Below are 19,016 nucleotides of genomic sequence, written 5' to 3'. Positions count from 1 at the left end.
TCTTATAATATGTTGATTGGAAATGGGGCTTCTGCCGATGATCACGTCAAAGCAAAGTTATTGGCAAAATTTTTCCCATACTGACTCAAAATCAGACTCTCCATTATCTATCATATTTAATCCATTGCTGGAAACGTAACGCTGCTTACCTGCATAAGCCCCAAAACTGTTTTTAGCGTTAACATGCCCACATACAGCTCCTTTGTTACCTAATCTACCATTAGAGAATTCAGCCGAAGAGGGATCCTTCAGCATTTTTTTTACTGAATATTCAGCCATAGATACTTTTTGGAAACTTTCATATTCCATATCTTTGAGTATCCTATTAGCCTTTTCTAACGCCACTCTCTGTTCATATTTTTCACCAACTATCGGAGTAATAAAGTTGATGATCGGCATCCCTACGATGTAAATACTCAATATGAGTGCATGCGGAAATTTTTTTTCTACGGTAGGGGAGAAGTAATAAGCAAAGAATGTCAATACAGCCATTACTATCATCCAGATAATCGATCTGGAAAGGAAATAAAACGAGATAAGAACAACAGCAATAGTTACTAATGCTAACACTCTCTGAGAAGTTGGCGTGTTTTCTTTGACTATTTTTATTTTTGAAGTATTAGCTTTTGTCTCTTTTATTTTGGAATTATTGCTGTTCTTGAATTTTATATACTCCTCCAGAGTAACTCCTTCTGTTACACAATAAACAGCTACTTCATTAGTTTCATCTACCGCACCCTCATAGATAAGTCTTCCAATAAGATCTATCGATGAGCCAGTGTTTAGGTCAAATTTTTCATTGAAATCGGATAGTTTGAACTTGCCTTTCTCTAAGCAAAATTTGAACACCTCAATCATAAAGTCATTGCTATTGTCATTCTGCATTATTATTTACCATTATTTCGCTAAGCATTTCTCTACAATCTCTTTTCTGTTTTCCTCAACAGGAACGGCGCCAATGATTGTCTTATAGAATTTCACACTCGATCCGCTGGCAGAGTTTTTTACATCTGCAAACATAGAGTCCTTCCAAGTAAATACAGTTATGATGTCATTAAAAGATTCAGTGTGAGTTGTGTTATCTCTTTCAAATAGAACTCTCGTATTAGTCCAGCCATTATATATGCATCCAGCTAATTCTTTTGCCGTTCTATTACTATGCCCCTCAAAAATTGGGCCTTCGTTTCGGACTTCATTAGGTGTGGACATACTACATCCTGTCAGCATCAGCACTGACAGAGAAACAGTCGCTAGCAATAACTTCCTCATCATAATCCCTCATCATTAAATTTTACTCATGATACCAAGTGATTAGAGCAAAAGAACGCAAAAATCCGCAGTTAAGTGGCATTAGGAATGAAAAAAACGAGTAAAGTAGTCTTATGTATTAAAGCAGTTTTGACAAATCGATATCATATACCGCCAACCAAGCTGCGGCAGGCCATGATCTGACCTTACCAAATCGTTCATCGGGTACAGTATGAGGTTCCATGTTGTTTTCCTTGCACCATTTCTTCAGGGGTTGCCATTGAAACTTTCTTTCCGTTGCTCTTTCAACGGCCAATACTGTTGCACGATTTTTACTTTCACCTAGACGCTCTGCCAGTTTATTTTTCTCACGAACTGCCGCTGAAGCTGTCGCCATTGCGGTGGCTTCACGCCTGTGACCAATCCATGCTTTGGTTTCAATCGCCTCGTCACGCTCCGCTGCAATTGTTGCTTTCTCTTTTTCGGATTTTAAAAGCGATTCTAGTGCCTCAATATAGTTACCGGGTAAAATCGCGCGTGGCATTTCACTGCGAACACGAAAATAGGTTTCTTCCAGTAACTCGTAGTAATCCCAAGCCTGATCGGTTTCAAGCATCTTTGCATGGCGTGACGCACCGCGCTCAGTCCAGAGATAAAGGACTCGTGCTTTGTTCGAAATTTGTGCTCCACTAAAAGAGGTCCGCAAATTAGTGAGTTCTTGCCCTTCAATTTTAAAAAAATGCCTCCCTTCCGCAAAGCGAGATTGATTACGGTTGAAATTGTTCTGAATACTTTTTATTTCAGCTCCATACCCGTTAGCCAATTGCTCAGTTGTAATCACTCGTTGGTCTCGATAAACGATAACAGGAACATGGCTATTCTGATACGTGACAATAGCAGCTTGGTTTGCTAAATTCATATCCAACATATTTGTTTTCTCCTTTCAAAAGGATGCCAAAAGCCAGTAGCGAAATACTGGCTTTTTTATTTGGTTAATTGGGTAAGAAAAATCCATGCAAAAACGCCCAATGCAAAAATTTGCATAGGCTTAAGCATAAAGTTCAGATTATAAAATGAATGAGATCAGCGTTTTTTCAAGCAATAGATTTGCTACCTCACATTATAATTTCTATTTAAAACAATAATAGAAACATTACTTCTGTGAAGGTGTGTACTTAATCCGTACACCATGATTTTTAAAGAATAGGTTAAATTGTCATATCACGACTCTGACGAACAGTGATAATCTCTTGCGTAAGAGGATGCCCCAACACATATTCAGGGCTTGGTACTCATCATATTTTAAAGAGCAGTATATATTTTATGTGTTTAATCAGACAATAAATTATCACATCTATAAATAACATTTCAATCGCAAAAATCTACAATTAGACAGCATTAGAAATAAAAAACCCGCGCTAGGCGGGTTGGTATACTAATCTGTATATTTGGCTCTATCACGAATTTCCTTGATGCTCATACCGAATACATCACGGCTATTCCCACACATCCAGCAGGAGCATAAGCAAGGCGTTACATAGCAAATACCCGCCGATACCTTATCTGAATTTCCAGCAGCATTATGATATTGCTGACGCTTTGCTTTTAAGCGATACATATGATGTCGTCTGATAGAACGATTTCTTACTTCCATAAATGAACCCTCGTAATTGTTGCGCGACCGCATGGTTATGCAGCCGCTTAATCGGGAGTTCTGAATGAGTTGTTTTTCTCATAATAGGTTGCTTGGTGGCTAATGCTTTTTATTTTCACTGCTTCAACAGCCGCCTCACGCGAGGGAACCCGTTTACCTTCAATGATTTCATTCATCTGGATCATGCTTTCAGTGAGTCTGGAAAATAAATTTTTATCCATTGTTACACCTATTTTAAGCACGAAAAACCCGTTCAGTGACGGGTTAATTATTCGGTAGTACTATTTTCGATATGATGGCTAATCGGTGTGGGTGATGCTCTTCACTTCCCCATAACCAAGATTGGTAGTCACCAACTTCATCTTGATTAACTATTTGCCTGACCTCACCACTCATCACATCATAACCGTAGACATATAGCTTGTATTCCAGCGCTTCATACATCCTACCTTGCCAGAATGACATTCCTTCATGCGTCTGATTAACATCAGAAATTATCACGTCATAACTTTTAATCAGGTAATGGAAAAATACTTTTGAAGCGAAACCGTTAAGCGCTCCATTATGCTTAGGTTTCTTTGTGCGCCAAAGTAACACTTGAGATACTGGCCTGCACTTCAACTCTACATCATCAGTTATTATGACTTTGTTGTAATAAACGACTTCATGTGTAACGTCACACAATAAAGCTAACTCAAAATGAGGCTTATTTATATTCAATCGCTTATCGATTCGAATGAGACGATAGCCTGGAGGTAGAATTAATTCATCAACGTCTTTTACGATCTCATGAGCCAGTGGAGCAAGAGCATCATACAGATCGCTATTGCGCTTAGACTCATTCAGGTGACTGAAGTCAGCAGCAATTTTATCTATATTTTTAAGATGCAATGGCATTTAGCCTCCCAACCCAAAGATTCAAACTCAGCCCATAGATAAATATAACTGAGGTAATATTAGACTCTTTGAACCGATGGTTCAATAGCCGAGGCTATATGAGGATTGTTTGTTTAACCATCGAATTGCATTAAAAAGTATCAATTTATTTCAGGTTTTAGCCATCCTTGGCTTAGCGTTACATGCTGGACTTGTAACCTTCCAATGCTCTCATCATTGGCCTCATATCTTCTTTATGTATCATCAGATAGCCAGCACGTTGAGCGACCTCCATGAAGTCATCTAATGTAGAAACGTGATGTTTCGGCGTCAGCACCTGAGTGTAATGCACCTCGCCGTTCTCCAGTTCCACGAGCAAGCGACCAGTGAAACCTGAATAGCCATGAGGAATTGGTGTTTCCTCTTTCCCTAAAAACTCACCGTCAACGGCTTTAGCAGCCAGATACTCAATTGCAGAAGGTAGCTGCTCACCTGTCAGCTCATTGATATGCTTTACCCCGAATTCATGATGAACCATTTGGAATAACTTTTTACTATTTACCCCATATTTACCCATCAACTTATTAACCAACCCACGAAGAGGCGTGCGATCTTGGGTTGTACTTTTCTTCGCCTTAATCTCTCCCGTTGTCCAGTATTCGTAAAGCACATCGTCACACTTTTCCTGATACCGGATGACTTTATCTCTGATGGATACTTTGACTTTATTTGGATTAATAGTGGCTAGCCAACCGGCAAGTTTACGGAGAGCAAGGCAAGCCATATCCCTATTTTTACCATCTGCGGCAACTATGGTGATTTCCACCATAGTTGATTTAAACCGCTTGTTTAGCTTGGCTAGCTGGCTTTTCCAGTCCATTCCAATTCCCTCAACAATCAGCTTCATGGGGACATACGGCTCACCGTTATAATTCACGATAAAGAGATCTGCGCCATAAAATGGAACGTTGATGATTGGACTGCTTTCCTTAACTGTTACAATGCTCACGTCTGGGTTCCTAATTCATACTGGACAATTCAGAAGCCCCTGACTACGGCTATAGTTAGGGGCTTCGTCATTTCGATAGGACGCTATTAATTGCGTGATTGTCACATTTTGTAAAGAAAGTTCACTTTAAATTGGGATACACCTCGAATAATCAACTATTTGTACACAAATAGTAGGTATTTACCGATTGTTATCACTAAAAACCATTAATAAGTTAGCGAATTCTATCAAATCCCCGTCATTCGCCTTTCAATAATAATTATTTTTCAAGGCGTTATAGGTCATAGCTCTTTTTGATTATTTCATACTCACCAGTCTGCGTTTACCACTGAGCAGATCACGGGTGCGTTTATCATCCGCCGCAATCACGGCATCGTATTCTTCACGGGTGAAGCCTTTTTCTTCCGGAAACTTGGCTTTCAGCATCATCTGGAACTCCGTCATGGTTAACCGTTCCGCTTCCTGACGTGACATACCAAAATGCGTCCGCGCCGCATTGATATATTCCATCGCGTTAAATTGGTCAGAATACGCCTCCGTGCCTTCATGGCGCTGGAGTTTTCGCAGCTTCACTTTGCCCATCACTCCGTGGGTGATCAGCTCTTTGGCTATGGGGATAATGTCCTTAACCGGCATACTGCCCGGACGGTACACCATGCCTTTTTGCCCGGGTCGCCATTCACCGATGAGTGCGTCGATCTCTTCTTCACAACACGCCTGTATCACGGACATCGCCGTAGACAACACCGGGCGACCAAATACCGGTTTTCCCATCAGGGTGATTAACCAGTCAGGGAGCGTGCCGTAAGCCAGCATTGCCCGTTGAATGAGTGCCTGTGCCTTTGCCCCGTTCAGCACCGTATAGGCTTCCACGATTTGCCGGGGGGTGCCCAGACGGGTCATGGCAGCGAATGAGGGACTGAGTGAAAAATCTTTTTTCTCTGTGGAGATCACCATCTCCCCGATTTCAAGCATGGGTGTCATAAAGCCTCCTGAATATGATCAAGGGCACTGCATCAGTACCCTTTGTGATATCAAGGAACGACGGTTATCCCACTTTGGGGAGTTTTGCCGGCACTTCTTCAATCAGCCAGTCCACCGAGTCGGCATCACTGACTTTTAACTCACCGGAATAGGTGGCAATCTCATTCGCACCAAACTGCGATGACCAAGAGGTAAACACCATATAGCCCTGTAGCACGAAAGCATGATCGCCGGTGAAGTCCATCTGCACCCAGTAAGCGGGCTGGCGACCGGCCTGCACTTCCTGCGGGATTTCCTTCAACAGACGCAACGGGCCAAAATCGTCTTTCTTATCCTGTTTGCGGTACTCCCCGTCAAAGCTGATGGTTAAGTCCATACTGGTGACGACACTTTCGACCAGCCCTTTTGAATCATCGGCTTCAGAAGTCAGGGTATTGGGTGACAGGTCGAAGGATTTGGTGGTCAGCGCCCCAAGTCGTAAAAAATCAGATTGTTTCGGCGCGGTGTCAGGGCACCCTTTAGCAATACGAATAATGGCATGACGACCAATCAGTTTATTGGTCTCTACCGGGCAATTAGCCATGTGAATAACCTCTTATGATAAAAATAAAAGGCCGCGAGAAGCGACCTGATTAGGATGTACAGCGAAAGAGTAGCCGGATGACATACCGGTTCTCCTGGGTAGGAATGGGGGTGGTCAGGCCACCCAGATTAAAGACGCCGTTCAGACACGCATCATCAGGGTGGGCCGCGACATAATTCAGAATGTCCTGTGCGCGCTGGATAACGGGCTGGGGATTGTTCTGCCCACTCACCAGAATGACCTGCACATGGTCATCCGCGCCTAAATCATCCAGCCGACCTGTGCCGCCCGCGGGTTGAAAGACCATATATGGGGTCTGGCCGCCATCCCCTTTTTGCTCAATCCAGTTCAGCATCTGGATTTTAAAACCGTCAGTCAGGTTTGCTTTTGACAGATAATGGCGGAATTGTTCAAAGACCATCAGAGTTTCAGCTCCTGTGCGACCGCGTTATCGATTTCCCTCCGCATCTCATCAAAGCCGGATTTCAGAAAGGCTTTCTTCGCCGTAGCCCGGCGAAAATCCTGCCTCACAGCCGGATCATGGACATAGATGGCATAGTTTGCCGAATAGCCCACACGCCCTGTGAGCCGTACGCCATCAAAGCGCACATCACGGAACTGGGAGTTAATCAGCGTGGCAGTATCAATCGGGGTATAGAGGGCCGCCTGTGTACTGCCAATATACAGCGCCTTATACACAGCGCGAACCACCTTGCGCCCGCGGATATCACCAATTAAGGCATTGAGGCGGGACTGGGCTTCACGGATCCCCGTGACTTTGACGCCCATATCAGACGCCTGTCACTAAGATATAGTCATCGGCAAGGCGCTCGAAGGTGTCGGCATCAAACGTGACATATTGAATGGCACTGGCCCCGGCTGCTATCGGGTCTGACTGGGAAGATTCCCCAATCAGGATATAATCCCCGATAGATGCATCCGCAAACTCCGTCCAGAAGGTGTTTTTGGCAATCAGTTCAGTCCCGACACCGGATAGCTTGCTGGCGAGTCCGCCCTGATAATCACACCAGATGATTTTCGGCGCGTCATAACCGAGCGGGCTTCCGTATTCATCATTGCCCAACAGCTTCCAGAAGGTACACGGGGCGGTATACGCCCAGTTAGCAATGCTGCTCATCCTCACCCCACCACATCAAAGAAGCCGACCGATTGACTCTCCAGCGGCAGGCCAGACAAACAACCGGACGTATCCCACGTTCTCATCTGTTTAAGCAGGTAATCCGTGCCGGATGAGTCATAAACAAATGAGCGGGACGCGCCCGACGACGCACTTTGCGAGGCAGTTTTTCTGGCCCCGGACAGGGAGGCCAGACGCACAGCAGCATAGATAAGCAGTAACTTTTGCAATTGTTCAGCATAACCCTGAGTCGCCATGCATCCGGCGGTTGCATTAACCTGATCCAACAGCAGTTCGAGTACGGGATCAGGCAGGGTAAACCCCAGCTCGGCGATCATCGGCCTGATGTCATTCAGCGTTATCGTCACCATCGGGTTTATCCTTCTTCCCTTTGCCTTTGGGGGGCTTTTCTGGGTCAGACTCAGGAGGATGATGGGGTGTAGCCACTTCAAATACACTGTCCTCAATGAATTCGACCAACCCAATCTGTGCCCAACGCTGCGCCGTCGCCTGATCCACCTCAACCACATCCCCCACTGCCAGATTCTGGAGACTGGCCCCCGAAAACAGATTACCCGCAATCACTTTAACCCGTGCCATAACTGCTCCTTAGCCTTTCGCGAACAAGATACCGTGCTGGTTGTTGATATCGGTCTTGACCATCAGGCCTGCCGCACCCCATGTGCGCCACACGTAGTCAGAGTTGTAGTGTGGACGCGGATCGGCAACGGTACCGAACGCCTGCCCGACGATAGGAGCAATCACCCCCGCGCCCAGCGGCACCACCATGATTTCATTGCCTTTCAGCTCGAAATCTTCTTTGATGGCTTTGATGCCGGTCAGCTTCTGCACTTCTTCCAGTACGGTACGGGTCGCATTCACATCAAAGTAAATCTTCTCCCAGTGAGACAGGATGTCACCGGAGACATACCACGTCTGTTCGGCGTACATGTTGTTTTTCAGGCGCAAAGTGTCACGCAAGGCAATGGCCCCTTCGCGGATCGATTTTGCCTCGGCTTGGGTAAAGTCGATATTCAGGCCACCTGCGCCCAAATCCACCATACCCACACGTTCATCGGCTTTCAGGCCCTTCCACGTCTTGCCGTCAAACTGAATGTAGTTGCCCTCTTCATCACGGAAGCCGTTAAAGACGTAATCCATGTACTGACGACGCACATTCTCAACCGAACCGCGTTGCGCATCCGCCAGTGATGCCAGCGCCGAACCTTTGTTGAAAATCGGGTCGCGCCACTGGAATTTGAAGCCGGAATCATGGATAGGTACCATCGTGCCATCAAAGGAATACGTCCGCGCATCCAGTGCCGCACCAATCTGACCGCTCATAGAGGTATGCGCCCAGCCTTTACCTCCGGTGCGGGCGTACTCATACACCGACTCTTCCAGACGCACCGAACGGGACAGCGGCATCAGGTCATTCAACAGCGTGCATTCAGTGTTCGGCTCAAATTCGGCCAATACGGTCTGGTCATAGGTGCGATACAGGCGGCGGATATCGTCGATAGCATTAACTGCATCCAGTGTTGGCGTGTTAGCCGCATCCCCTCGCCAGCGGGTACGGGCAACGAAATCAGCCACGGCCTGTGCCGAAGCATTACGGGCCGCTTCGAGTTCACGGAACTGCATTTGGTTGACGTCAAGGTTTCCGGTTTCGGTGGCCTTTTTAGTTGAAAATACCAGCATTGACTCTCTCCTTATTTAAAAACCACGCGAACCAGATCGTCCGCTTTTGCTGTGATGGTGTCTTCTTCGATATAGGCAAAGGCAGTAAGACCTTCACTTGCCGTTGTGATTTGGCCTTCTGCGACGGCCACGGCCTGCCCCTTTTTGTACGTTCCGGCAGTGGCCCGGAGATTCAGGAACATCCCCGCCATCGGCTGCATACTCACGACCACTTCGCCTGCCTTGATGGGATCATCCACCGTCTGGCAGCGCAGGTAATCGATATTGGCAACATACAGCAAGGCCGCTTCTTTGCCGTCCGCTGAGGCGTGAAATTTGCCTTTGTCAAAATAACCAATCGTGCCGGGCAGCGTATCGACGGCTGCCGCCCCTTCTCTGTTCAGCATCGGGTTAGGGAATAAACCGCCCGCATGAATAACGCGTTTTCCATTTTTTGCCATGTTGATTACTCCGGCATTGAGGTGAAGGATTCAGTCGGGGTGTGGGTAAAGGCGGCATTCAGCCCCATTGAGAACTGACACTGGGCATACAGGCCATCGAGGGCTGCGCCATCCAGCGCGTTAACCGCCAGATCATCCAGACCGAATTTGGCTTTGACTGCCGCACGTTTGTCGGCTTTTTCTTTGTCCGCATTGGCGGTCAGACCAGACTCAATCGCCGTGAGTTTCTCCACAAAAGGTTTAAACCATTCCGGGGGCTGAGCCGCGTTATTGGCGGCTTGCCTCGCCTTCTCATCGTCTTCTTTCTTTTTGCTGTCCTGCGCCTGTTTTTCTTTCTCTTTAAGAGCGTTATAAGCAGACAGCAGTTCCTCGTCGGATTTGCCGTCTGTGACTTGATTTGCCGCTTTCAGCGCATTGATGATCATCTCTTTCATCGGGTTGTGTTCCTTATTGGTTTTGACTGCTTCGTATTCCGTGGGTTTGCGTACCACTTCCACCGACTCCCCCACGAATTCGGCGGTGCCGTCGTCGTTCATGAGGTATTTTTGCTGGTAGGTTTTACCGGTGTGGTAATAGATGAATTTGTCCGGCCAGACTGTCTCCGGGTAAGGCCAGTCATCCTCGGTGTAAGTCGTTTTTAACTGCGCTCTCAGGGCAGCATAAATGTCGTCGAAGGAGAAATTGGCGGCATTGCTGAAGAAGAACTTCGTCTTATCAATCAGCCTCTCCTGCGTGCAATTGGCGGCATCAGACAGATTGACCTGTTCGACTTCAAGGCGCTCACCGTCAGCGTTCACAAACATCCCCACGCCTTCTTCCGGTGTCGCGGCCCCCGGCTCACTGGCGGGGAGCACGGCGATATGGTCAAAGTGCATATTCCGGGCAATCCAGCTATACGCCTTACCTTTTGATTTCCCCTTATTCTGTTCCCGCTGGAGCAATAGTCCGGTGGACACATGGATAGGGTCGGTACTGTTCCCGGCGATAATGTCATCCACACGGGATAAGAATTCCTTTCCCTTATCCGAGGATTCGGCAAATCGCCGGTTAACCTTCACATCCATCATGACCCGGTCACCGTCTTTGCGGACATTCTCCGCCCAGGCACCGATATGAAACTGATTTACCGCACGGGGCATATCAGCCGAAATATACTGACCATCAATGTTGGGGTGGCCGTAAGGCACTTGTTTCCCCTCCATTGACTGATAACTTTTGTTAATTTCACTGGCGGGATATAACCCTCCGTTCATCACCACATCATCCACGACAGGCACCACGCCACGAATGACGATATGCACATCCCCATCAAGGGTCTCTGTTGCGATATTGGCGGAGTTTAAGGCCAGTGACTTAATATGAATTCCAAAGGATCCCATGCTGTCACCTTGTTGAATGGTTACTGAGTTGAATTGCCTTGCCAGCTTTGGCGCTCTTCGTCCAGCCGCGCGGTCAGGCCGGTGTTATATAATGTGTCGTCCTCGTCCAGCACCACGGGCTGTTGCGCACAGTAGCAGCGGTAGCGATTACCGTTTTTGGCATAGAATTCCTCGACTTCCTGTTGGGTGTAGAGTTTTCCGTGCCGGACTGCATGCCATTGTCGGGTCGTCGGTTTCAGGGCTGATAACCACAGCAGCCGGGTATTTAACCCTAACCGCTCTTTGGCCCATGCCATTTCGTTCCAGTTAGCCTGCCGCAATGCGCCGACCTGTTCTGTCTGGGCAATGTTTTTCGCCCGACTCATCGACACATCAAGGCGTTTGCTGATAATCCTCGCGGTTTCTCTGGGATTAATCCCTCGCGCAATCGCCTCCGCAATCACATGGGATAAATCTGCCCTTGCCGCATCAGATAGCCCTTTCCAGTCGCTGTAAGTGGCTACGAGCGCCACCGCCACCTGATTCTGATAAGCAGGCATGGATAACAGCGCTGAAAGCGTGGTGTGCTGGGCATAAACGGCGGACTGCGCCGACAGATTGGTATACGCGTTTACAGTACCACGCTGGTACGCCTGTGCCACATAGTCAAAAACCCAGAGCTGGTCCTGACCGCCTGCCAACAGATAGTCGTCCAGAATGGTTTGTATCTGCTCAAGCAATAAGGCCAGTTCAGGGGCTGACAGGTCATAGATAAAACGCCCCGCATTGACCTGATAGAGTGTGTTGCCATGCAGGGTATGTGATAGCGTGGCATTGTTTGCCTGCATTCTGCCGGTTAATTGCCGATCGAATAGCTGTCTGAGGGCGTGTTTGATGCCGTAGTACCGCTGTTCAATAGTCCGGAACAGCTTATTGACGGGGCGGTATGACTGAGTGGGGTCGCGCTTATTTCTCGGTATGATCGGGGTGCCGATTCTGCTCTTTTTCATCAGTCAGCGGATCTCCTGCTGCGCCCTGGGGTTCCGGTTCGTCTTCTAATGGCTCCAGCTCACCCACAGTGCGAATTTCATTGGCGGTAAATATCGGAGTGCCAAATGCCTGCTGGGTTTTCAGGGCCGCTTCTGCCATCTTGATCATATTGTCGATCTTCTCCTGCTCACTGGCGGCGAGCATGTCAGACCATGCAATAGTGACTTCCCCAGAGCCGGGCGGAGTGATCACACCAATCTCCCACAACCGTCGTAGCAACCGGGTAATATACTGGGTCAGAAATCCCCAGCGACGACCATTCAGACGCACTTTCCATGTGGTATCGTCTTTATCACCGGCGAGCTTTCCGGTTTGTGTGCCAAACAGCACCGTAAATGGCACTTGCACCGAGGCGCAAAACTCACGGGTCGTCACTTCCCATGTGGGTGTGGGGTCACCCGGTGTGACTGACAAGACATTCAGCTTGCCGGCCTGCATGACCGCAGCAGAATCCGTTCCCCGGTTGAGCTTACTGATTTTATCTTCCAGTGCGGCGCCCAAATCGGGATAACCCGCCTTAATCGCTGCCGTAGTGATATCGTGTAAGTTTGTCTCTTTATCAAACTCCACCCCAATCTGACGGGAAGCATTCTTCAGAAAACCTTCTGAGCTGCCCCCGGACACTTTTTCAATATCCAGCAGCTTGTTATAGCCTGCCCGAAGTAACGGCGTACCGGAAAAGATATCGCCATCCTCGGCCCCTTCACACAGGATAATGACACGGGAGGGATGGATCGCCAGTTGCTTGGCGGGCCCCTGAACATCCACCTGCCCGACCGGACGTTCATCAAAGTTAAACATCGTCGGTTGTCCGTAGGTCTCTGAGTTGATATCCGAATCCCATTCCGCCACGGTAAGCTGCGATTCCCAGACTGGGATCAGGTTCACCAGCGCTTCCATTCTTAAGCGGGACACTACTGCTGTATCAATCGGCTCATGCCATGCCTGATTGTCCTTCACCTGAATCAACAGGGCGGAGTAATGCCCAATCATATTACGGCGATCGGCATCTTTAATTTTCGCCCAGAACGGTTTGAGCAGCTTAGTCACTTCCCTTTCCCATGCACTGGTAACGCTGGATTCTTTCTGCTCCTCGCCCTCAATCAGAGTCGGATTATCCTGCCAGCAGCCATCCAGCAGACGATGTACTGCCGCATGTGCCACCGCATGACGTTCATAGGCGTTGTAATACTCACGAAAGGTGAGTCGTTCGGGATAGCCAAACTCCGCATAGATATTGGTGCGTTTGGTATTACCACTGACACCACCGGAGACATACAGCCTCCGCTTAGCCAGTGTATCCGCCAGACTGTTGACCAGAAATTCTGTTTTGCTTTCACTCACGAAAGACGCTCCTTAAAAGAAAAAGGCACCGACTGCCTTACGGTTATTCTTAGCCACCGCAAAATAACGGAAACTATCAGCGCCATGTGACGTGAAGTCATGCAAGGGCTTGTCTTTCCAGCAGCCGCGTTTGTCATCCCACTCTTTACGGTAGCTTTCCAGATGGGAGATGCCTTCACTGCATTTCTCCTCGTCAAAGACACACTTAGGCAGTATTTCACGCACAGATTCGATACCGGTATCTACCGCCACTTTGGGTACGACCTTAAAGATAAGCGAATAACGCTGACCGTCGATTTCATACCCTTCCCGCGCCAGTTCCCGGCGTGATTTCGCATCTGCACCGAACTCCCGGTTATCGATATCATGGGGTCCCCAGTGTTCGCCGTAGGTGTAACCTTTGTCTTTCAGCACCTTCATATAGTGCCGCAGCCCTTCACCTGAATTCTCGTAGTAGTCGATAACGTGAAACTCTCCCCCGACTTCACGCACAAACCAGATCGCCGTGGAATCCCCGACACCGATATCCCAGAACGTATGGACAGGCAGATGGGAATTATCCGGTAATTTGCCAATGCGTTTGTTTTCGTACAGCCAGCGGAATTGTCTGGCGTAATAAGCACCCTCGACCGATTGCTGGAAGGCTTCTGCGGGGATCGAGGGATATTCCCGCTTCATGTCATCGCCCAGCGTTTTCTCTTTGGCGAGATACCATGCCTGCTGGCGTTCGGTCAGGGTGATGCCGTGCTTTATTCTCAGTTCAGCGAAGTAATCAGACAATCGCTGTGGTGTGGGTTCTACCGGATCAATGGCATACAGTGGATTCTTCCACCATGAGAAGAAAAAGAATTTCCAGTCGAGGTTAGAGAGTCGTTTGCCTTGTATCAGGGCTTTCTCCGCCGTCTGGCAATAGTCAAAGAAATAACCTGCTCGCCCCTCTGCCGTGCTTTCTATCGTGGTGAAACAATCGGTTGATACCGCCTCAAACGCCCCGGTGACAATCTCACGCGCCTTGTCGGGGAACTTGGCGCAAATCTTGCCGAACTCAGACACATGCAGATAACGTAATGTGCCGCCACGAAACGACGTGGAGACATACAGCGATCCGCCTTTTTGAAAGACCAGCTCTCCTGCCGCATCATTACTGGCCGGATTCGCCGCCTTAATCTCGTCAGGCAATCGGTCGTAAGCATATTTGACCTTTTCCCGAAACAGGCGCTTGGCATCATTTAAGGTATGCGCAATCAGGGCGCATCGGGCGGATTCGAATAAGGCGGCATCGAGCTGAATAATGCAGACTTCGGTGGTAAACCCCAGCTGACGAGCCTTGAGAATGATGTTACGGGTATGAATACCTTCGAAGTACTCCAACTGCTCTGGGGTCATGTTGAATCTGACCGGACGGCCTTCTTTGTTGGTTATCCAGTAGAGATTGTTGAGTCGCCAGAGCTTATCGCGCAGTAACGCTAAATGTGCCGGCTTCATGTTATCCCTTAGCGAGTTCGTCCATTAAATTCGATAACTGATCAACCGCTTTATTCGTCTGTATATCATCCAGCCCGTAGGCCTGACGCTCCAGTCCAACTAAATTCTTGAGTGTCTCGCTCAAGGCTTTCATCGATTTCACCCGTTCAGGCAGACTGATAATGGCGTGATAGAGTTCATTGAGCCTGTCTCGCCCGTTATCATCCGGTTCTTGCATCAGTTGCCCTAATTGCCTCAACGCATCGATATCGGCACATTCCGCACCCAGTTCATCAAACAGCGCATTGGCAATCTCTCTGGCTCGACGGATATCACCGCGATGCTCCATGCGAACCTTAGTAATCACCTCCGCAGAGGCTTCAATCAGTACGCGTTCAGAGAGTGTTATTTCATTGCGTACCTGATTGCGTACCTCTTCTTTGCGTACCATGTCATCAGAGCGGGATTTGACTTTTGCGGCTAAGTCTCTTGTCCATTCGTCACGCTTAGCTCTTTTGCGGATTGCACCTTCTGATATGCCATGCTGAGAGGCAATTTCCCGAAGAGACAGCAAACCAGCCCGGTAAGCCGATTCGATAGCCTCCCAATCTGGTTTAGCCATTTTTGTTCCTCACCATTAATTACAATCACTTGATTTTATTTACTTCGTTCGATTTCAGCGCCAGAGGACAAAAACGTCCTCTGCTCGACAGATTAAAGTGACGCCCTCGGCAATATCCACTACTGATCACGTCAAAGGATCACATTTCAAATACCACCCTCGGTTCAAACTGCAGATACAGCTCGTTATTTGTATTGCATGGCAATTTGTAACCTGTTTTCAGCCTGTTGCTTATTACTGAGAAGATGAGCCTTACGGCCACCTCGCCCCCAATAATGCAATGTACGAGCACAATCGCTAACAACGGCAGCTTCTTGGATGTAGGTATGCGCCGCCATATTGGCCTCTGCCATGTAACTCGCCACTGAGATCAACTCACCCGAAAAATATTTATCGAGAACGGCATACACACCGATTTTGAATGCCGGATCAATATGACCAGCAAATTCATAGGCAACAAACCGACTTCCGAATGTACCGCCGTGCTTTCCTTTAGCCGTTTCTAAATGGGCTTTTGAATCCCATTTAGATAACTCGTTGATAATTAATCGGGTCGATTCGAGTCGTTTAAATTTGCCCGGACGAAGGTTTTCAATGTCCCGGCCACCTAAGAACTCACTATCACCCGCCTCTACTCTGGCTTTAGCAATACGCCACATGTCAGTTAAACAAATCATTCCATCGTCATTAATGCGAACTGGGGTATTAAACAAAGTCAGTGTTTTCATGCGTAGTCCCTTATAGAAAGTGAACCTGTTCGTACAGAAAGACCACCCCGAGACAACTACGCTATTAGCGGTTTTCTCAAGCTCACTTTCTGGAAGGTTCTCAGATTAGATGTGCGCGTACGAATGCGCGGAATTCAGATAAAAAAACCACCACGGGATGTGATGGCCTGGGGTATTCCTTTAACCACTCAGGGAATGGGTAAAGAAATATTGGCTTTAGTTCCAGATAGTAACAAATGGTTAAGCATTATTCGCTTGTTGTTGGAGTAAAATAAGGATATGAAGTTATCGTAATTATTTTGTTCCTGCTGGAGATCATCATGCTAGGTACTATGGGAATGATTGAATCCTTTTGCTATTTCGCTAATGTAGATCCTCGATATTTGATATGTTTTCATCCCCGGTATTTGATTGGTCGGTTTCATAATTCACGATACGTGTCAGAATTTTCCCGGGTTAATGGGCTTACATCATTAAGGATTAGCGGACACACAAATATTCTTGACCTAAGGAAGCCCTCGAACAGTAGCACATCAGCCGGAGTTACCCGTAAAATACGTATGTTAGGTTTTACTCCAGAAGGTTCTCTTTCGTTTATACTGAGATATCATTCGTTTGATATAGATTTGGAGTATTATCTCAAGTTCATATTGCCATATATAGGCTCTCATGCCGATTTTGAATATCTTACTCAGCCACCGCGGAGAAATCTTACAACAGCTCGACCGGTACGATTTAGAGGGAGGCTAGTCGAACCTTATTGACTATTCAATTGCAGAAAGCAATCAATATGCCTCACCCACACTGCGTCCTAACATACTCCTGCAATCCCAGAATCATTTGCTCTAAGGTTGCAACTCGCTCTCTGAGTAACCAATAATTTCGGACAGCGGAGTCTGTAGGTCGGGCAGTGGTTGCATCATCCATGCCGGAGGTGGCAGTGGTTTCAGGCACGGGACACTTGGCTTTGATGTACACCCGCTCAGGATGAGCAAGAGAAGCAACGTGCAGCCTGTCAATTTCAGTCTTGGCATTGGCGAGTTCCTGAGTGTGGATCTTGTCCAGTTCTGCAAGGTACTTGATGCGCTCTTGCTGCTGGGTGTTGATGGCGACTTGTTCATTAAGGTCAGTTGTGAGTTTTTCATTTAACTGATTCAATTTGTTTGACAGTGCCATTAACCAACTAACCCAAACAATTAGCCCAACTATAATAATGAACACTATCTTTTCGTAGGCTTTCATAGCATCTCAAATGCCCGTATGAAAATATCATCGGAATAAGGTTGCCTGCCGTTCTCGTGCCGGATAATCGACTTAGCCAGTGCAATCAGTGTGGATCTGTTGATTTCAATTCTCTCGAACTGGTCAACATTAAGCGCCTTAGCAACACCATTAATGTAAGCCGTAGTATTGTTCTCATTGGAAGGTGCCCAGCGGTTGATCATCTTAGATATGCTGTTGTGCCCGCCCTTGTGATAATTACACAGCAACTTCATCAGTGCCCGAATGCCATATTCAGGAGACTCGAACCGGCAGAACCGCTTTTCAAGATTCGGATCATGCTGCAATTGACCTTGCCACTTATTCGCGGGATTGTGATCAATATTGCCGGGATTATTGTTACGAATGCCTCTCGTCATTATTGCCTCCCGCTTTCTTCTCCGCCGCCTTACGCAGCCATTGACCAATAAAGTCTGTCCCCAAATAACCAATCACTACACTACCGATGTAGGCTAAGTCAGGATTCAGACCACACAGATTTAATACATCACGAATGAACCAGGCGAACATGGCACACATAAAGGCATCAATTGACACCTTTAACCACCCACCGCCTTGATAACGACCGCGAAGAAATGCCATTGTCCCCGCGAGGGTTGCTCCGATACCTTGCTCTCTTATCGAGATGAGCCAGTCACCGAGATGCACCCAGATATCAGGATTTTCTTTCATTTTCATATTCCACCCCATCAGAACAATGGGTGTCCGTGGGGTGAAATAGGTTCGCCCCTGTGAGAAATGTAATAAGTTAATAATTAAGGTATGCTACTGTATCAGCCGAATATTAACTGACCGAAGTGATGGCTGATTAGCTTCAAAATGAGAATTTTAAATGTCTTATCAATCTATTGATTTAACAGCTTTAATTTTAAAAGTTGAAGCACTTGAATCTGCTTTGTCTATTACACTAGCTAGCTTGGATACAGCTATTCCGTCAGTTAAAAATGATGTGATAGTCAATCTCAAGCAATTTGCCGATCAACATCAAAACTCAACAGTAAAGCAAGTCTATACTGAGTTAGCCAACAGTATTAATAAGCTAAACGTAACCATAAAAGAATTGTCTTAAGATTTGCTAATTATTGCGTGTCTAATTACAGCTGAACCTGTTTTTAGAGCATCAATATCGCAGCTCACTGATTTTTGAATATCAGCGAGCTGTTTTTCCAACTCAACAACCTTTCTTTCCAGTTCTTCAATTCGCTTTTCCATTATTTACCTCACTAGTGAGTTATTTGCATCATCATATGGTTAGCAAATTCTAATGACTTACTCTTAGCCCATTCTGTTGCTCTAAGCTCAAATTCTGAAAACGTCGATTTTTCATTGTATTGCTCAACATAAAAGAGTTTTACGTGCGGGATTTTATTAGAAGGCATTTCATCGTTTTCTTGCGGATAAACATACACATCAGCTTCTAGCACTGCGACTCGCTCAGACGAAAAAGACAATATACTTTGCTGTGTTATGCCTTCATTATTCTTAAATTTCGCCCTAGAATTCATCTTAGGAAAAGCCACTTCAATCTTCATTATT

The 19,016-nt window shown here is 47.0% G+C and carries 29 protein-coding genes; 2 read left to right on the top strand and 27 right to left on the bottom strand.

What is annotated here, in order from left to right; all coding sequences use genetic code 11:
* Positions 1–57: 57 nt before the first annotated feature.
* The 22 genes from AAC855_RS02735 to AAC855_RS02630 form a co-directional block, all read right to left on the bottom strand.
* A complete protein-coding gene (locus tag AAC855_RS02735; protein WP_340608094.1) occupies positions 58–885 on the bottom strand; it encodes an AI-2E family transporter in 828 nt (275 codons plus the stop codon).
* 12 nt (positions 886–897) lie between these two features.
* Entirely contained in the window at positions 898–1,209 is a 312-nt protein-coding gene (locus AAC855_RS02730) for a hypothetical protein (protein WP_340608093.1), read from the bottom strand.
* Between the two features lie 178 nt (positions 1,210–1,387).
* Positions 1,388–2,176 carry an ORF6N domain-containing protein gene (locus AAC855_RS02725; protein ID WP_340608092.1) on the bottom strand — a complete coding sequence of 263 codons (789 nt, stop codon included), beginning with the start codon at positions 2,174–2,176 and terminating at the stop codon, positions 1,388–1,390.
* A gap of 507 nt (positions 2,177–2,683) precedes the next feature.
* Positions 2,684–2,935 carry a hypothetical protein gene (locus AAC855_RS02720; protein WP_340608091.1) on the bottom strand — a complete coding sequence of 84 codons (252 nt, stop codon included), beginning with the start codon at positions 2,933–2,935 and terminating at the stop codon, positions 2,684–2,686.
* A gap of 14 nt (positions 2,936–2,949) precedes the next feature.
* Entirely contained in the window at positions 2,950–3,123 is a 174-nt protein-coding gene (locus tag AAC855_RS02715) for a hypothetical protein (RefSeq protein WP_422824341.1), read from the bottom strand.
* Positions 3,124–3,166: 43 nt separating this feature from the next.
* Positions 3,167–3,799, bottom strand: a complete 633-nt coding sequence (locus AAC855_RS02710; RefSeq protein ID WP_340608090.1) for a hypothetical protein — start codon at positions 3,797–3,799, stop codon at positions 3,167–3,169.
* 178 nt (positions 3,800–3,977) lie between these two features.
* The gene (locus tag AAC855_RS02705) at positions 3,978–4,787 is read right to left on the bottom strand and encodes a phage antirepressor N-terminal domain-containing protein (RefSeq protein ID WP_340608089.1); all 810 of its coding nucleotides are present in this window, start codon (positions 4,785–4,787) and stop codon (positions 3,978–3,980) included.
* Between the two features lie 297 nt (positions 4,788–5,084).
* On the bottom strand, positions 5,085–5,771 hold the full coding sequence (locus tag AAC855_RS02700; protein WP_340608088.1) for a DUF6246 family protein: 687 nt from the start codon (positions 5,769–5,771) through the stop codon (positions 5,085–5,087).
* Between the two features lie 64 nt (positions 5,772–5,835).
* Positions 5,836–6,354 carry a hypothetical protein gene (locus AAC855_RS02695; RefSeq protein ID WP_340608087.1) on the bottom strand — a complete coding sequence of 173 codons (519 nt, stop codon included), beginning with the start codon at positions 6,352–6,354 and terminating at the stop codon, positions 5,836–5,838.
* Positions 6,355–6,403: 49 nt separating this feature from the next.
* Positions 6,404–6,775 (bottom strand): phage tail termination protein, encoded by a 372-nt coding sequence (locus tag AAC855_RS02690; RefSeq protein WP_340608086.1) that lies wholly within the window; start codon positions 6,773–6,775, stop codon positions 6,404–6,406.
* Positions 6,775–7,143 (bottom strand): HK97 gp10 family phage protein, encoded by a 369-nt coding sequence (locus AAC855_RS02685; protein ID WP_340608085.1) that lies wholly within the window; start codon positions 7,141–7,143, stop codon positions 6,775–6,777. Before AAC855_RS02685 ends, AAC855_RS02690 begins: the two co-directional genes overlap by 1 nt.
* Position 7,144: 1 nt before the next feature.
* Positions 7,145–7,492, bottom strand: coding sequence for a hypothetical protein (locus AAC855_RS02680; RefSeq protein WP_340608084.1), 348 nt, complete (start codon positions 7,490–7,492; stop codon positions 7,145–7,147).
* A gap of 2 nt (positions 7,493–7,494) precedes the next feature.
* Positions 7,495–7,863, bottom strand: coding sequence for a DUF7370 family protein (locus tag AAC855_RS02675; protein WP_340608083.1), 369 nt, complete (start codon positions 7,861–7,863; stop codon positions 7,495–7,497).
* On the bottom strand, positions 7,841–8,092 hold the full coding sequence (locus tag AAC855_RS02670; RefSeq protein ID WP_340608082.1) for a hypothetical protein: 252 nt from the start codon (positions 8,090–8,092) through the stop codon (positions 7,841–7,843). The genes AAC855_RS02675 and AAC855_RS02670 overlap by 23 nt, the downstream gene beginning before the upstream one ends.
* A gap of 9 nt (positions 8,093–8,101) precedes the next feature.
* Positions 8,102–9,193 carry a major capsid protein gene (locus AAC855_RS02665; RefSeq protein WP_340608081.1) on the bottom strand — a complete coding sequence of 364 codons (1,092 nt, stop codon included), beginning with the start codon at positions 9,191–9,193 and terminating at the stop codon, positions 8,102–8,104.
* A gap of 11 nt (positions 9,194–9,204) precedes the next feature.
* Positions 9,205–9,633 (bottom strand): hypothetical protein, encoded by a 429-nt coding sequence (locus tag AAC855_RS02660; protein WP_340608080.1) that lies wholly within the window; start codon positions 9,631–9,633, stop codon positions 9,205–9,207.
* A 5-nt stretch (positions 9,634–9,638) separates the two neighbouring features.
* Positions 9,639–11,012 carry a DUF2213 domain-containing protein gene (locus tag AAC855_RS02655; protein WP_340608079.1) on the bottom strand — a complete coding sequence of 458 codons (1,374 nt, stop codon included), beginning with the start codon at positions 11,010–11,012 and terminating at the stop codon, positions 9,639–9,641.
* Between the two features lie 20 nt (positions 11,013–11,032).
* Entirely contained in the window at positions 11,033–12,001 is a 969-nt protein-coding gene (locus AAC855_RS02650; RefSeq protein ID WP_340608078.1) for a phage minor head protein, read from the bottom strand.
* Positions 11,958–13,385, bottom strand: a complete 1,428-nt coding sequence (locus tag AAC855_RS02645; protein ID WP_422824340.1) for an anti-CBASS protein Acb1 family protein — start codon at positions 13,383–13,385, stop codon at positions 11,958–11,960. The genes AAC855_RS02650 and AAC855_RS02645 overlap by 44 nt, the downstream gene beginning before the upstream one ends.
* Before the next feature lie 12 nt (positions 13,386–13,397).
* Positions 13,398–14,870, bottom strand: coding sequence for a terminase (locus AAC855_RS02640; protein WP_340608077.1), 1,473 nt, complete (start codon positions 14,868–14,870; stop codon positions 13,398–13,400).
* Position 14,871: 1 nt separating this feature from the next.
* Positions 14,872–15,471: a hypothetical protein gene (locus AAC855_RS02635; RefSeq protein ID WP_340608076.1), complete on the bottom strand. Its 600-nt coding sequence runs from the start codon at positions 15,469–15,471 to the stop codon at positions 14,872–14,874.
* Between the two features lie 185 nt (positions 15,472–15,656).
* Positions 15,657–16,199, bottom strand: coding sequence for a KilA-N domain-containing protein (locus tag AAC855_RS02630; RefSeq protein WP_340608075.1), 543 nt, complete (start codon positions 16,197–16,199; stop codon positions 15,657–15,659).
* Between the two features lie 123 nt (positions 16,200–16,322).
* Here AAC855_RS02630 and AAC855_RS02625 point away from each other — a divergent pair, with 123 nt between their 5' ends.
* Positions 16,323–16,469, top strand: coding sequence for a hypothetical protein (locus AAC855_RS02625; protein WP_340608074.1), 147 nt, complete (start codon positions 16,323–16,325; stop codon positions 16,467–16,469).
* Positions 16,470–16,994: 525 nt separating this feature from the next.
* Here AAC855_RS02625 and AAC855_RS02620 read toward each other — a convergent pair.
* The 3 genes from AAC855_RS02620 to AAC855_RS02610 are packed head-to-tail and all read right to left on the bottom strand — an operon-like array spanning position 16,995 to position 18,152.
* On the bottom strand, positions 16,995–17,441 hold the full coding sequence (locus tag AAC855_RS02620; protein WP_422824339.1) for a lysis protein: 447 nt from the start codon (positions 17,439–17,441) through the stop codon (positions 16,995–16,997).
* Positions 17,438–17,839, bottom strand: a complete 402-nt coding sequence (locus AAC855_RS02615) for a structural protein (RefSeq protein ID WP_340608072.1) — start codon at positions 17,837–17,839, stop codon at positions 17,438–17,440. The genes AAC855_RS02620 and AAC855_RS02615 overlap by 4 nt, the downstream gene beginning before the upstream one ends.
* Entirely contained in the window at positions 17,820–18,152 is a 333-nt protein-coding gene (locus tag AAC855_RS02610) for a phage holin, lambda family (RefSeq protein WP_340608071.1), read from the bottom strand. The genes AAC855_RS02615 and AAC855_RS02610 overlap by 20 nt, the downstream gene beginning before the upstream one ends.
* Positions 18,153–18,312: 160 nt before the next feature.
* Here AAC855_RS02610 and AAC855_RS02605 point away from each other — a divergent pair, with 160 nt between their 5' ends.
* Positions 18,313–18,549, top strand: coding sequence for a hypothetical protein (locus AAC855_RS02605; RefSeq protein WP_340608070.1), 237 nt, complete (start codon positions 18,313–18,315; stop codon positions 18,547–18,549).
* Here the strand turns inward: AAC855_RS02605 and AAC855_RS02600 are convergent.
* The gene (locus AAC855_RS02600) at positions 18,546–18,692 is read right to left on the bottom strand and encodes a hypothetical protein (RefSeq protein ID WP_340608069.1); all 147 of its coding nucleotides are present in this window, start codon (positions 18,690–18,692) and stop codon (positions 18,546–18,548) included. The two genes, AAC855_RS02605 and AAC855_RS02600, sit on opposite strands and share 4 nt — an antisense overlap.
* Before the next feature lie 11 nt (positions 18,693–18,703).
* The gene (locus AAC855_RS02595) at positions 18,704–19,012 is read right to left on the bottom strand and encodes a hypothetical protein (protein WP_340608068.1); all 309 of its coding nucleotides are present in this window, start codon (positions 19,010–19,012) and stop codon (positions 18,704–18,706) included.
* Positions 19,013–19,016: the final 4 nt, after the last annotated feature.

Source organism: Xenorhabdus bharatensis (assembly GCF_037996705.1).
GTDB lineage: Bacteria > Pseudomonadota > Gammaproteobacteria > Enterobacterales > Enterobacteriaceae > Xenorhabdus > Xenorhabdus bharatensis.
Note: the sequence above shows the minus strand (reverse complement) of the source record. Positions and strands in the feature narration are given on the sequence as shown.

What these genes read in the sequence shown, in the direction of transcription:
- AAC855_RS02625 (WP_340608074.1), top strand. Translation starts at nt 16,323, where the DNA reads ATGCGCGGAATTCAGATAAAAAAACCACCACGGGATGTGATGGCCTGG.
- AAC855_RS02730 (WP_340608093.1), bottom strand. Translation starts at nt 1,209, where the DNA reads ATGTCCACACCTAATGAAGTCCGAAACGAAGGCCCAATTTTTGAGGGG.
- AAC855_RS02670 (WP_340608082.1), bottom strand. Translation starts at nt 8,092, where the DNA reads ATGGCACGGGTTAAAGTGATTGCGGGTAATCTGTTTTCGGGGGCCAGT.
- AAC855_RS02715 (WP_422824341.1), bottom strand. Translation starts at nt 3,123, where the DNA reads ATGGATAAAAATTTATTTTCCAGACTCACTGAAAGCATGATCCAGATG.
- AAC855_RS02595 (WP_340608068.1), bottom strand. Translation starts at nt 19,012, where the DNA reads ATGAAGATTGAAGTGGCTTTTCCTAAGATGAATTCTAGGGCGAAATTT.
- AAC855_RS02685 (WP_340608085.1), bottom strand. Translation starts at nt 7,143, where the DNA reads ATGGGCGTCAAAGTCACGGGGATCCGTGAAGCCCAGTCCCGCCTCAAT.
- AAC855_RS02655 (WP_340608079.1), bottom strand. Translation starts at nt 11,012, where the DNA reads ATGGGATCCTTTGGAATTCATATTAAGTCACTGGCCTTAAACTCCGCC.
- AAC855_RS02650 (WP_340608078.1), bottom strand. Translation starts at nt 12,001, where the DNA reads ATGAAAAAGAGCAGAATCGGCACCCCGATCATACCGAGAAATAAGCGC.
- AAC855_RS02665 (WP_340608081.1), bottom strand. Translation starts at nt 9,193, where the DNA reads ATGCTGGTATTTTCAACTAAAAAGGCCACCGAAACCGGAAACCTTGAC.
- AAC855_RS02635 (WP_340608076.1), bottom strand. Translation starts at nt 15,471, where the DNA reads ATGGCTAAACCAGATTGGGAGGCTATCGAATCGGCTTACCGGGCTGGT.
- AAC855_RS02710 (WP_340608090.1), bottom strand. Translation starts at nt 3,799, where the DNA reads ATGCCATTGCATCTTAAAAATATAGATAAAATTGCTGCTGACTTCAGT.
- AAC855_RS02600 (WP_340608069.1), bottom strand. Translation starts at nt 18,692, where the DNA reads ATGGAAAAGCGAATTGAAGAACTGGAAAGAAAGGTTGTTGAGTTGGAA.
- AAC855_RS02605 (WP_340608070.1), top strand. Translation starts at nt 18,313, where the DNA reads ATGTCTTATCAATCTATTGATTTAACAGCTTTAATTTTAAAAGTTGAA.
- AAC855_RS02695 (WP_340608087.1), bottom strand. Translation starts at nt 6,354, where the DNA reads ATGGCTAATTGCCCGGTAGAGACCAATAAACTGATTGGTCGTCATGCC.
- AAC855_RS02680 (WP_340608084.1), bottom strand. Translation starts at nt 7,492, where the DNA reads ATGAGCAGCATTGCTAACTGGGCGTATACCGCCCCGTGTACCTTCTGG.
- AAC855_RS02640 (WP_340608077.1), bottom strand. Translation starts at nt 14,870, where the DNA reads ATGAAGCCGGCACATTTAGCGTTACTGCGCGATAAGCTCTGGCGACTC.
- AAC855_RS02630 (WP_340608075.1), bottom strand. Translation starts at nt 16,199, where the DNA reads ATGAAAACACTGACTTTGTTTAATACCCCAGTTCGCATTAATGACGAT.
- AAC855_RS02720 (WP_340608091.1), bottom strand. Translation starts at nt 2,935, where the DNA reads ATGCGGTCGCGCAACAATTACGAGGGTTCATTTATGGAAGTAAGAAAT.
- AAC855_RS02725 (WP_340608092.1), bottom strand. Translation starts at nt 2,176, where the DNA reads ATGTTGGATATGAATTTAGCAAACCAAGCTGCTATTGTCACGTATCAG.
- AAC855_RS02675 (WP_340608083.1), bottom strand. Translation starts at nt 7,863, where the DNA reads ATGGTGACGATAACGCTGAATGACATCAGGCCGATGATCGCCGAGCTG.
- AAC855_RS02690 (WP_340608086.1), bottom strand. Translation starts at nt 6,775, where the DNA reads ATGGTCTTTGAACAATTCCGCCATTATCTGTCAAAAGCAAACCTGACT.
- AAC855_RS02620 (WP_422824339.1), bottom strand. Translation starts at nt 17,441, where the DNA reads ATGAAAGCCTACGAAAAGATAGTGTTCATTATTATAGTTGGGCTAATT.
- AAC855_RS02660 (WP_340608080.1), bottom strand. Translation starts at nt 9,633, where the DNA reads ATGGCAAAAAATGGAAAACGCGTTATTCATGCGGGCGGTTTATTCCCT.
- AAC855_RS02700 (WP_340608088.1), bottom strand. Translation starts at nt 5,771, where the DNA reads ATGACACCCATGCTTGAAATCGGGGAGATGGTGATCTCCACAGAGAAA.
- AAC855_RS02610 (WP_340608071.1), bottom strand. Translation starts at nt 18,152, where the DNA reads ATGAAAGAAAATCCTGATATCTGGGTGCATCTCGGTGACTGGCTCATC.
- AAC855_RS02615 (WP_340608072.1), bottom strand. Translation starts at nt 17,839, where the DNA reads ATGACGAGAGGCATTCGTAACAATAATCCCGGCAATATTGATCACAAT.
- AAC855_RS02735 (WP_340608094.1), bottom strand. Translation starts at nt 885, where the DNA reads ATGCAGAATGACAATAGCAATGACTTTATGATTGAGGTGTTCAAATTT.